The following is an 11,016-nucleotide window of genomic DNA, read 5'->3' on the forward strand; positions in this document are numbered from 1 at the left end:
GCCCGCACGAGGAGGCGCTCCACCGCCACTGTCCCGCGCCACACGGGCGAGGGACGCAGACGAGGAGATATTCCTGGTGGAGAACGAGACCCACTACGCCGAAGCCGTCATCGACAACGGTTCCTTCGGCACCCGCACCATTCGCTTCGAGACGGGCCGCCTGGCCCGTCAGGCCGCCGGCTCCGCCGTGGCCTACCTGGACGACGACACCATGGTGCTGTCGGCCACCACCGCATCGAAGAACCCCAAGGACCAGCTCGACTTCTTCCCGCTCACGGTCGATGTCGAGGAGCGGATGTACGCCGCCGGGCGGATTCCCGGCTCGTTCTTCCGCCGGGAGGGCCGCCCCTCCGAGGACGCGGTCCTGACCTGTCGCCTGATCGACCGCCCGCTGCGCCCGTCCTTCAAGAAGGGCCTGCGCAACGAGATCCAGATCGTCGAGACGATCATGGCGCTCAACCCCGACCACCTCTACGACGTGGTCGCGATCAACGCCGCCTCCTGCTCCACGCAGCTCGCCGGCCTGCCCTTCTCCGGTCCGATCGGCGGCACTCGCGTCGCTCTGATCAAGGGCCAGTGGGTGGCGTTCCCGACCCACAGCGAGCTCGAGGACGCCGTCTTCGACATGGTCGTTGCCGGCCGCGTCCTGGAGGACGGCGACGTCGCGATCATGATGGTCGAGGCCGAGGCCACCAACAAGACGGTGCAGCTGGTCAAGGACGGCGCCGTGGCCCCGACCGAGGAGGTCGTCGCCGCCGGTCTCGATGCCGCCAAGCCGTTCATCAAGATCCTCTGCAAGGCCCAGGCCGACCTCGCCGCCAAGGCCGCCAAGCCGACCGGCGAGTTCCCGATCTTCCTGGACTACCAGGACGACGTCCTGGAGGCGCTGACCTCCGCGGTCCGCGACGAGCTCGCTCAGGCGCTGACCATCGCGGGCAAGCAGGAGCGCGAGGCAGAGCTGGACCGCGTCAAGGCCGTGGCCGCCGAGAAGCTGCTCCCGCAGTTCGAGGGCCGCGAGAAGGAGATCTCGGCCGCGTACCGGTCGCTGACCAAGTCCCTGGTGCGCGAGCGCGTGATCACGGACAAGGTCCGCATCGACGGCCGTGGCGTCACCGACATCCGTACGCTCGCCGCCGAGGTCGAGGCGATCCCGCGGGTGCACGGCTCGGCGCTGTTCGAGCGCGGCGAGACCCAGATCCTGGGTGTCACCACGCTGAACATGCTCCGCATGGAGCAGCAGCTCGACACGCTGGCGCCCGAGACGCGCAAGCGCTACATGCACAACTACAACTTCCCGCCGTACTCCACCGGCGAGACCGGCCGCGTCGGCTCCCCGAAGCGCCGCGAGATCGGCCACGGCGCGCTGGCCGAGCGGGCGCTCCTGCCCGTCCTGCCGTCCCGCGAGGAGTTCCCGTACGCCATCCGCCAGGTCTCCGAGGCGCTCGGCTCCAACGGCTCGACCTCCATGGGGTCGGTCTGCGCCTCCACCATGTCGCTGCTGAACGCCGGTGTGCCGCTGAAGGCCCCGGTCGCCGGTATCGCCATGGGCCTGATCTCGCAGGAGGTCGACGGCGAGACGCACTACGTCACCCTCACCGACATCCTCGGTGCGGAGGACGCCTTCGGTGACATGGACTTCAAGGTCGCCGGCACCAAGGAGTTCGTCACCGCTCTGCAGCTGGACACCAAGCTGGACGGCATCCCGGCCTCCGTGCTCGGCGCGGCCCTCAAGCAGGCCCGCGACGCCCGCCTGCACATCCTCGACGTGATGATGGAGGCCATCGACCGGCCGGACGAGATGTCCCCGAACGCCCCGCGGATCATCACCGTCAAGATCCCGGTGGACAAGATCGGTGAGGTCATCGGCCCCAAGGGCAAGATGATCAACCAGATCCAGGAGGACACCGGCGCCGAGATCACCATCGAGGACGACGGCACCATCTACATCGGTGCCGCCGACGGCCCGGCCGCCGAGGCCGCCCGCGCGACCATCAACGGCATCGCCAACCCGACGATGCCCGAGGTCGGCGAGCGCTACCTGGGCACGGTCGTGAAGACCACCACCTTCGGTGCCTTCGTCTCGCTGATGCCCGGCAAGGACGGCCTGCTGCACATCTCGCAGATCCGCAAGCTCGCCGGCGGCAAGCGTGTGGAGAACGTCGAGGACGTGCTCAAGGTCGGCACGAAGGTCCAGGTCGAGATCGCCGAGATCGACCAGCGCGGCAAGCTCTCCCTCATCCCCGTGATCGAGGGCGAGGAGGACGAGGGCGAGGCCAAGCCCCAGGCCAAGGACGACGCTGCCAAGTGACGTCCCGTAGTCACAGGACGACGGCCCGCACCTCTTCCGAGGCGCGGGCCGTCGCCCGTACCCAAACGCTTCTCAAGGGCGAGAACGGCATCGGTACGGTCCGCAGGACCACCCTTCCCGGCGGCCTGCGGGTGCTCACCGAGACCCTGCCGTCCGTACGGTCCGCCACCTTCGGCATCTGGGCGCACGTCGGCTCCCGCGACGAGACCCCGGCGCTCGGCGGCGCCACGCACTACCTCGAGCACCTGCTCTTCAAGGGCACGAAGCAGCGCACCGCGCTCGACATCTCCTCCGCCATCGACGCGGTCGGCGGCGAGATGAACGCCTTCACGGCGAAGGAGTACACCTGCTACTTCGCGCGCGTGCTAGACACCGACCTGCCGCTCGCCATCGACGTCGTGTGCGACATGCTCACCGGCTCCCTGATCGACGCGGCGGATGTCGAGGCCGAGCGCGGCGTCGTCCTCGAAGAGATCGCGATGACCGAGGACGACCCGGGCGACGTCGTGCACGACCTCTTCGCGCACACCATGTTCGGCGACACCCCGCTGGGCCGTCCCGTCCTCGGGACCGCCGACACCGTCAACGGCCTCACCCGCGAGAGCGTCGCCCGCTTCTACAAGAAGCACTACGACCCCACGCACCTGATCGTCGCCGCCGCGGGCAACGTCGACCACGCCAGAGTCGTACGCCAGGTGCGCGCCGCCTTCGAGCGTGCCGGTGCGCTCAGCCGCGAGGACGCGGTCCCGGTCGGTCCCCGTACCGGCAGCCGTACGATCCGCACCGCCGGCCGCGTCGACGTCCTGGAGCGCAGGACCGAGCAGGCCCACGTCATCATGGGCATGCCCGGCATACCCCGCACCGACGACCGCCGCTGGGCGCTCGGCGTGCTCAACACGGCGCTGGGCGGCGGAATGAGCTCCCGGCTCTTCCAGGAGATCCGGGAGAAGCGCGGCCTCGCGTACTCGGTGTACTCCTACACCTCGGGCTTCGCCGACTGCGGCCTCTTCGGCGTCTACGCGGGCTGCCGCCCGAGCCAGGTCGACGACGTGCTGAAGATCTGCCGCGACGAGCTGGACCGGGTCGCCGAGCACGGGCTGGCGGACGACGAGCTGCACCGGGCGATCGGCCAGCTCTCCGGTTCCACGGTCCTCGGCCTCGAGGACACCGGCGCGCTCATGAACCGCATCGGCAAGAGCGAGCTGTGCTGGGGCGAGCAGCTGTCGGTCGACGAGATGCTGCGCCGGATAGCCTCGGTCACCCCGGACGACGTCCGGCAAGTGGCCCGCGACCTGCTGGGACAGCGCCCCTCGCTGTCCGTGATCGGCCCGCTGACGGACCGGCAGGCGTCCCGCCTGCACGATGCCGTCGCGTGACGTACCCGACGTACCTGACGCACCTCACGATCCGACGCACTGAAGACCAAGGGATTCGAAGCACGATGAGTGACAAGCTGCGCGTGGCCGTCCTCGGAGCCAAGGGCCGCATCGGGTCCGAGGCCGCACGGGCCGTGGAGGCCGCCGAGGACCTGGCGCTGGTGGCCGGGCTGGACCGGGACGACCGGCTGGAGGCGCTGACCGAGACCGGTGCGCAGGTCGCGGTCGACCTGACCCACCCCGACGCGGTCATGGGCAACCTCGACTTCTGCGTCCGCAACGGCATCCACGCCGTCGTCGGCACGACAGGATGGACCGACGACCGCCTGGCCCAGGTGCGTGCATGGCTCGACGCGTCGCCGCAGGTCGGCATGCTCATCGCCCCGAACTTCTCCATCGGCGCGGTGCTCACCATGGCCTTCGCCCAGCAGGCGGCCCGCTTCTTCGAGTCCGTCGAAGTCGTCGAACTGCACCACCCCAACAAGGCGGACGCCCCCTCGGGCACCGCAACCCGCACCGCCCAGCTCATCGCCGAGGCCCGCCGCGAGGCCGGCTGCGCCCCGCAGCCCGACGCGACGACCACGGCGCTGGAGGGCGCGCGGGGCGCCGACGTCGACGGGGTGCCCGTGCACTCCGTACGGCTGCGCGGCCTGCTGGCCCACCAGGAGGTCCTGCTCGGCGGCGAGGGCGAGACCCTCACCATCCGCCACGACTCCCTGCACCACAGCAGCTTCATGCCGGGCATCCTGCTCGGCGTGCGCCGTGTCGTCTCCACTCCCGGCCTCACCTTCGGCCTGGAGAACTTCCTCGACCTGGGCCGGTAGCGGTGGCGGCAGGAGCGGCAGTGCGCGCACGGATCACGTATTTCGCCCTCGCGGCGGTCCTGGTCGTCTACTTCGTCCTCGTCGGCAGCCGCGGTGTCCTGCTCATCCGGCAGGGCACCGTGGTGACTGTCGTCTTCGGCGCCTCCGTGCTGGTGCTGCCGGCGATCGGCGCCTGGTTCCTGTGGCAGACGACGCGGTTCGCGCGCAGCGCGAACCGGCTGGCGGCGGAGCTGGAGGCGCAGGGCGGCCTGCCGGTCGACGAACTGGTCCGCACGCCCGGCGGCCGGATCGACCGGGACTCGGCGGACGCGGTGTTCGCCAGACGGCGGGCCGAGGCGGAGGAAACGCCCGACGACTGGCGGGTCTGGTTCCGGCTCGCCGTCGCCTACCACGACGCGCGGGACACGCCGAGGGCCAGGAAGGCCATGCAGCGGGCCATCGCGCTGCACGACGGGAAGCCCGTCCGTACGGCCTGAGGCTGAGGGCCTGAGGCGACGTACGGCCGGTGGGCCAGAGGCTCCGTACCGGCCCGAGGTGGCGGGCGCATGGCTGCTGCCTCGCGCCCTACGGCCGTGTCAGTGCCGGTACTCGGCCGCCCACCCCTCGACGGCGTCCGCCGCCATGTCGAAGGCCTCGGGGCGCCCCAGGAAGTCGGCGTTGTGGTCGGTGAGCAGGGGGCGCGGTGGCTCGCCCGAGGCCGGCGTGGCGACTACGGCCTGCCCTTGCACCGTCCGCGGCATGCCGAGCCACTTCACGGGCTGCTGCACCGTCCGCACGGCCGACACCTGCGACCAGCGAAGGGTCGAGGTCGTGAAGAAGCCGATCCGCCGCAGCCCCTGTTCGCTCACCCAGGCGCCCACTCGGAGCAGCCGCAGCGCGCAGGCGATCACCGCTGCCGCCGCGGCCACGCACACGCCCGCACCGGGCAGCGCTCCCGCGAGGGCCACGATCATCGCGGCGAAGAGCAGGTACGAGGCCAGCAGCAGCAGGATCGCGGCCGCGCCGACCCGCCAGGGGCCCGGGCGGTACGGGCGGCGCCAGCGGTCCCGCGCTTCGTGCGGCAGCGCGGCACCGTCCGCGTGGTGGTCGTCGAGGTCATCGAAGGCGCGGTCGGCCGTCAGGAAGGGCAGGGGCACGGCTGGTCCTCACTCACATGCACGCTCGATGTGGGGCTGTGCCCGGTGAGGCTACCGAGGCCTGAGGGACCCGACCACCCCAGGGTCCCCGACTGGTTCAGCGGCCGTCCGCCGCCTCCGGCCGCGCGGCCTTGCCCGTACCGGGCTGCTCGGTCTCGAGCGCGGGCACACCGAAGATCAGGGCGCCCACGAGTCCGGCCACGGCCGTCAGCCCTATCAGCGTCCGCCCGGCTATCCGGGAGGCATCGGCCCGCCCGCGGGGCGGCGGCGTGACATTGCTGCGGAAACGGTCGGCCTCGGCGACGAAGGCGTACGGCACGGCGGATCGGCGGCGGATCATGAAGGGCTCTCCTCTCCCGGAAGCCTCGGCGTCGATGTGGACTGTTACTCATAGAGACGCCGGAAGTGCCCGCTGGGTGCCCGTTTACGGCAACTTCTTCCTCACAGGTCCGGACTGTCGGCGCCGGGTCGTAAGCTGGGCGCCGCCCGAGCGACGCAACTGGAAGGACCCGCCGGTGACCGACACCCCCGCCGAGAGCGCCAAGCCCAGCTTCCGCAGCGACGTGACCGTCGAGCTGGTCAAGCACAGCGCCGCGGACTCCGACGTGCTATGGGCAGCCAGGGTCTCGACCGCGGGCGAGCAGTCCCTCGAGGAGCTCCAGAAGGACCCCGAGCGCTCGAAGGGCCTGATCAACTTCCTGATGCGGGACCGGCACGGCAGCCCGTTCGAGCACAACTCGATGACGTTCTTCATCAGCGCCCCGATCTTCGTCTTCCGCGAGTTCATGCGACACCGCGTCGGGTGGTGCCTGGCCGGGGACACCGAGATCACTCTGGAGAGCGAGGCCGGGAATCTTCGCCGTCGGACGATCAAGGAGCTGTACCAGCACTGGCACCTGGGGGTGGAGGACCGGCTGCCCGCCTCCGCCGCCGGGGTGACCTGGCATGCCAAGGCCGGGAAATGGATGGCGCAGGTGCGCCGCCAGGGCAGGAACCACTACCTGGGTCTGTACGAGAGCCGGGAGGCCGCCGAATGCGCGGTGACCGAGTTCCGGGAGCAGCACCCGAGCAAGCGCCTGCGAAAGCTCGAGTCCGTGCGACGCAATCATGTGCGTTGCTATGACGAGGAGACTCTGGTGGCGCAGCGGGCGCGGATTGTCGACGTCATCGAATCGGGGGTGAAGCCGCTCATCCGGATCACCACCGCGTCGGGCCGCGTCCTCAGGTGCTCGGTGGATCACGCGATCCTGACCCCGGAAGGGTGGGCGAAGGCGGGCGAGCTGGCCGTCGGGGATGCCGTGATGCGAGCGGGTACGGCCCCTCGCCCTTCCGAGGCTCTTGTACCGCCCAGCCTGCGGCGAGGGATCGGCGTCTGGACCTCCATGCAGCGCGACCGGCTGGTCAAGGAGACCGACACCTGCTATCTGTGCGGGCGGAGTTTCCCCCGCGAGTTCCTGGCCCTGGATCACCGGGTGCCCGTGGCGGCGGACCTCGGCGGTGCCCTGGACGAGAGCAACCTCGCTCCCGCGTGTGAGGACTGCCATGCACAGAAGAGTGCTGAGGAACAGGCGCTTGCCCGGCGCGGGGGGAAGGTCGCGGTGGCGCTTCCCGACGCGGTCGTCTCCATCGCCGAAGACGGCGAGGAGATGACGTATGACCTGTCGGTGGAAGGTCCATGGCACAACTTCCTTGCCAACGGGATCGTCGTCCACAATTCCTACAATGAGGAGTCCGGCCGCTACCGCGAGCTGCAGCCGGTTTTCTACGTTCCCGGCGCGGCCCGCAAGCTCGTCCAGCAAGGCCGCCCGGGCAAGTACGAGTTCGTCGAGGGCACCCAGGCGCAGCAGGAGCTGACCGGCCGGGTCATGGAGAACGCCTACCGGGACGCTTACGAGGCGTACCAGGAGATGCTGGCCGCGGGCGTCGCCCGCGAGGTGGCCCGCTCGGTCCTCCCCGTCGGCCTGTTCTCCTCGATGTACGCGACCTGCAACGCGCGCTCGCTGATGCACTTCCTCGGCCTGCGCACCCAGCACGAGCAGGCGAAGGTGCCGTCCTTCCCGCAGCGCGAGATCGAGATGGTGGGCGAACAGATGGAAGCGCACTGGGCCCGGCTGATGCCGCTCACCCACGCCGCTTTCAACGCCAACGGGCGGATCGCGCCGTAGAGCACGGATGTCCGCATCGACCGCGCGAAGTGTCCGTATTGCGACGTTTCGTGAAGTTCATCTAGGCTGAATTTACGGACCCGGCACTGCTTGAACCCCCGAGCAGGCAGTGCCGGGATCCGCATCCCGGTCCCCCGAGGGCACACGTCACGGGCAGCTACGAGTAGCGTGGGAGCCATGGCTCCGACCTCCACACCGCAGACCCCCTTCGGACGGGTCCTGACCGCCATGGTCACGCCGTTCACGAACGACGGCGAACTCGACATCGACGGCGCGCAGCGGCTCGCCGCCCACCTCGTGGACGCAGGCAACGACGGCATCGTCGTCAACGGCACCACGGGCGAGTCCCCGACCACCAGCGATGCGGAGAAAGCCCGGCTCGTACGAGCCGTGGTGGAGGCCGTCGGCGACCGGGCCCATGTCGTGGCGGGAGCCGGAACCAACGACACCCGGCACAGCGTGGAGCTGGCCCGCGCCGCCCAGGAGGCGGGCGCGCACGGCCTGCTCGCGGTCACGCCGTACTACAGCAAGCCCCCGCAGGAGGGCTTGTTCCGGCACTTCACCGCCATCGCCGACGCCACCGAGCTGCCGGTCATGCTCTACGACATCCCCGGCCGCAGCGGCGTACCGATCAACACCGAGACGATCGTGCGGCTCGCGGATCACCCCCGGATCGTCGCCAACAAGGACGCCAAGGGCGACCTGGGGCGCGCGAGCTGGGCCATCGCCCGGAGCGGCCTCGCCTGGTACTCCGGGGACGACATGCTGAACCTGCCGCTGCTGTCCGTCGGCGCTATCGGCTTCGTCTCCGTCGTCGGTCACCTCGTCACGCCCGAGCTGCGCGCCCTGCTGGACGCGCACATCACCGGTGACGTCGCCAAGGCGACCGAAATCCACCAGCAGCTCCTGCCGGTCTTCACCGGCATGTTCCGCACTCAGGGCGTCATCACGACCAAGGCGGCGCTGGGCCTCCAGGGGCTGCCGGGCGGTCCCCTGCGGCTGCCCCTCGTGGAGCTCACTCCGGAAGAGACCGAGCAGCTCAAGCGCGATCTCGCGGCGGGCGGGGTACAGCTGTAACCAACAGACTTCACAACTGAATACCGACCACAACTGCAAGTGCACGAAAGTCACGCGCGCCGCTTGCCTCGTCCCGGGGCGGGTGGCGCGCGTGGTGAGGAGAGTCTTTTGAGTCATCCGCACCCCGAGCTCGGCCCCCCGCCGCAGCTCCCCGAGGGCGGCCTGCGGGTCACCCCGCTCGGCGGCCTCGGCGAGATCGGCCGCAACATGACCGTGTTCGAATACGGTGGCCGCCTGCTGATCGTCGACTGCGGAGTGCTCTTCCCCGAGGAGGAGCAGCCCGGAATCGACCTGATCCTGCCGGACTTCACCACCATCCGGGACCGCCTCGACGACATCGACGGCATTGTGCTCACGCACGGCCACGAGGACCACATCGGCGGCGTCCCGTACCTGCTCCGGGAGAAGCAGGACATCCCGCTGATCGGCTCCAAGCTCACCCTCGCCCTGATCGAGGCGAAGCTCCAGGAGCACCGCATCCGCCCGTACACGCTCGAGGTCATCGAGGGGCAGCGCGAGCGCATCGGCCCCTTCGACTGCGAATTCGTCGCGGTCAACCACTCCATTCCGGACGCGCTCGCGGTCGCCATCCGCACCCCGGCCGGCATGGTCGTGCACACCGGCGACTTCAAGATGGACCAGCTGCCGCTCGACGGCCGTCTGACCGACCTCCCCGCCTTCGCGAAGCTCGGCGAGGAGGGCATCGACCTGCTGCTCTCCGACTCGACGAACGCCGAGGTCCCGGGCTTCGTACCGCCCGAGCGCGATATCTCGAGCGTCCTGCGCCAGGTCTTCGCGTCGGCGCAGAAGCGGATCATCGTCGCCAGCTTCGCCAGCCACATCCATCGCATCCAGCAGATCCTGGACGCCGCGCACGAGCACGGGCGCCGGGTCGCGTTCGTCGGCCGCTCGATGGTCCGCAACATGGGTATCGCCCGCGACTTGGGCTACCTCCGGGTGCCGGCCGGCCTCGTCGTCGACGTCAAGACGCTCGACGACCTCCCGGACAAGGAAATCGTGCTGGTCTGCACGGGCTCCCAGGGCGAGCCGATGGCCGCGCTGTCCCGCATGGCCAACCGCGACCACCAGATCCGTATCGTCCAGGGCGACACCGTGATCCTGGCGTCCTCGCTCATCCCAGGCAACGAAGCGGCGGTCTACCGGGTCATCAACGGCCTGATGCGCTGGGGCGCGAACGTCGTCCACAAGGGCAACGCCAAGGTGCACGTCTCGGGCCACGCCTCCGCGGGCGAGCTCCTGTACTTCTACAACATCTGCAAGCCCCGCAACCTGATGCCGGTGCACGGCGAATGGCGCCACCTGCGGGCGAACGCCGAACTGGGCGCGCTCACCGGTGTCCCGCACGACCAGGTGGTCATCGCCGAGGACGGCGTTGTCGTGGACCTGGTCGACGGCGTCGCCAAGATCGCCGGCAAGGTCCAGGCGGGCTATGTGTACGTGGACGGACTCTCGGTCGGCGACGTCACGGAGACCTCGCTCAAGGACCGCCGCATCCTCGGGGAGGAGGGCATCGTCTCCGTCTTCGTCGTCGTCGACAGCACGACGGGGAAGATCGTGGGCGGACCGCACGTCCACGCACGCGGCTCCGGTATCGAGGACGAGGCATTCGGCGAGGTCATTCCGAAGATCGAGGAATCCCTCGCCTCCTCGGCCCAGGACGGCATCGTCGAGCCCCATCAGCTGCAGCAGCTGATCCGCCGGGCGGTGGGCAGGTGGGTGTCCGACAGCTACCGCAGGCGCCCGATGATCCTCCCTGTGGTCGTGGAGGTCTGACGCCACATCAGGACGACGGACGGCCGCGCCGGAGCCGATTTGCTTCCCGGCGCGGCCGTCCAGTACTTTGGCATCTCCCCCGGAACGAGGACCCGGCACCGCTGTGTGCCTGGAGGGCCTTCGGGAGGGCGGAAATCCCGCTCGGAGAAATCTGATAAAGTCGGGGACACCGAATGGGAAGCGCCCGGAGAAACCGGTGAAACGGTTTTGAAGGAAGCGTCCGTTCCTTGAGAACTCAACAGCGTGCCAAAAGTCAACGCCAGATATGTTGATACCCCGTCTCCGGGCCGTGATGGTCTGGGGCGAGGTTCCTTTGAAGAAAATACACAGCGAGGA

The 11,016-nt window shown here is 69.6% G+C and carries 8 protein-coding genes and 3 pseudogenes; 9 read left to right on the forward strand and 2 right to left on the reverse strand.

What is annotated here, in order from left to right; all coding sequences use genetic code 11:
* Nucleotides 1-76: 76 nt before the first annotated feature.
* The 4 genes from ACTWP8_RS06640 to ACTWP8_RS06655 all read left to right on the forward strand — a co-directional run bounded on the left by ACTWP8_RS06640 (nucleotide 77) and on the right by ACTWP8_RS06655 (nucleotide 4,984).
* Nucleotides 77-2,308 carry a polyribonucleotide nucleotidyltransferase gene (locus tag ACTWP8_RS06640; RefSeq protein WP_443321186.1) on the forward strand — a complete coding sequence of 744 codons (2,232 nt, stop codon included), beginning with the start codon at nucleotides 77-79 and terminating at the stop codon, nucleotides 2,306-2,308.
* The gene (locus tag ACTWP8_RS06645) at nucleotides 2,305-3,684 is read left to right on the forward strand and encodes a M16 family metallopeptidase (protein WP_443321187.1); all 1,380 of its coding nucleotides are present in this window, start codon (nucleotides 2,305-2,307) and stop codon (nucleotides 3,682-3,684) included. The genes ACTWP8_RS06640 and ACTWP8_RS06645 overlap by 4 nt, the downstream gene beginning before the upstream one ends.
* Before the next feature lie 65 nt (nucleotides 3,685-3,749).
* On the forward strand, nucleotides 3,750-4,508 hold the full coding sequence (dapB, locus tag ACTWP8_RS06650; RefSeq protein ID WP_443321188.1) for a 4-hydroxy-tetrahydrodipicolinate reductase: 759 nt from the start codon (nucleotides 3,750-3,752) through the stop codon (nucleotides 4,506-4,508).
* Between the two features lie 20 nt (nucleotides 4,509-4,528).
* Nucleotides 4,529-4,984 carry a hypothetical protein gene (locus tag ACTWP8_RS06655; RefSeq protein ID WP_443321189.1) on the forward strand — a complete coding sequence of 152 codons (456 nt, stop codon included), beginning with the start codon at nucleotides 4,529-4,531 and terminating at the stop codon, nucleotides 4,982-4,984.
* A 99-nt stretch (nucleotides 4,985-5,083) separates the two neighbouring features.
* Here ACTWP8_RS06655 and ACTWP8_RS06660 read toward each other — a convergent pair whose 3' ends face one another.
* Entirely contained in the window at nucleotides 5,084-5,644 is a 561-nt protein-coding gene (locus ACTWP8_RS06660) for a hypothetical protein (protein ID WP_443321190.1), read from the reverse strand.
* A gap of 97 nt (nucleotides 5,645-5,741) precedes the next feature.
* Complete coding sequence (locus tag ACTWP8_RS06665; RefSeq protein WP_443321191.1) at nucleotides 5,742-5,984, reverse strand: hypothetical protein; 243 nt, start codon at nucleotides 5,982-5,984, stop codon at nucleotides 5,742-5,744.
* 175 nt (nucleotides 5,985-6,159) lie between these two features.
* Here ACTWP8_RS06665 and ACTWP8_RS06670 point away from each other — a divergent pair.
* From ACTWP8_RS06670 to ACTWP8_RS06690, 5 genes and pseudogenes are all read left to right on the forward strand, one after another.
* Nucleotides 6,160-6,450 (forward strand): annotated as a pseudogene (locus tag ACTWP8_RS06670) (FAD-dependent thymidylate synthase); the annotation flags it as partial.
* Between the two features lie 159 nt (nucleotides 6,451-6,609).
* Nucleotides 6,610-7,356 (forward strand): annotated as a pseudogene (locus tag ACTWP8_RS06675) (HNH endonuclease); the annotation flags it as partial.
* A gap of 3 nt (nucleotides 7,357-7,359) precedes the next feature.
* Nucleotides 7,360-7,809: pseudogene (thyX, locus tag ACTWP8_RS06680) on the forward strand (FAD-dependent thymidylate synthase); the annotation flags it as partial.
* 177 nt (nucleotides 7,810-7,986) lie between these two features.
* Nucleotides 7,987-8,886 carry a 4-hydroxy-tetrahydrodipicolinate synthase gene (dapA, locus tag ACTWP8_RS06685; RefSeq protein ID WP_443319496.1) on the forward strand — a complete coding sequence of 300 codons (900 nt, stop codon included), beginning with the start codon at nucleotides 7,987-7,989 and terminating at the stop codon, nucleotides 8,884-8,886.
* A gap of 108 nt (nucleotides 8,887-8,994) precedes the next feature.
* Complete coding sequence (locus tag ACTWP8_RS06690; RefSeq protein WP_443321192.1) at nucleotides 8,995-10,680, forward strand: ribonuclease J; 1,686 nt, start codon at nucleotides 8,995-8,997, stop codon at nucleotides 10,678-10,680.
* The last annotated feature ends 336 nt before the right edge of the window (nucleotides 10,681-11,016 follow it).

Source organism: Streptomyces sp. 7N604, assembly GCF_052245475.1.
Taxonomy (GTDB): domain Bacteria; phylum Actinomycetota; class Actinomycetes; order Streptomycetales; family Streptomycetaceae; genus Streptomyces.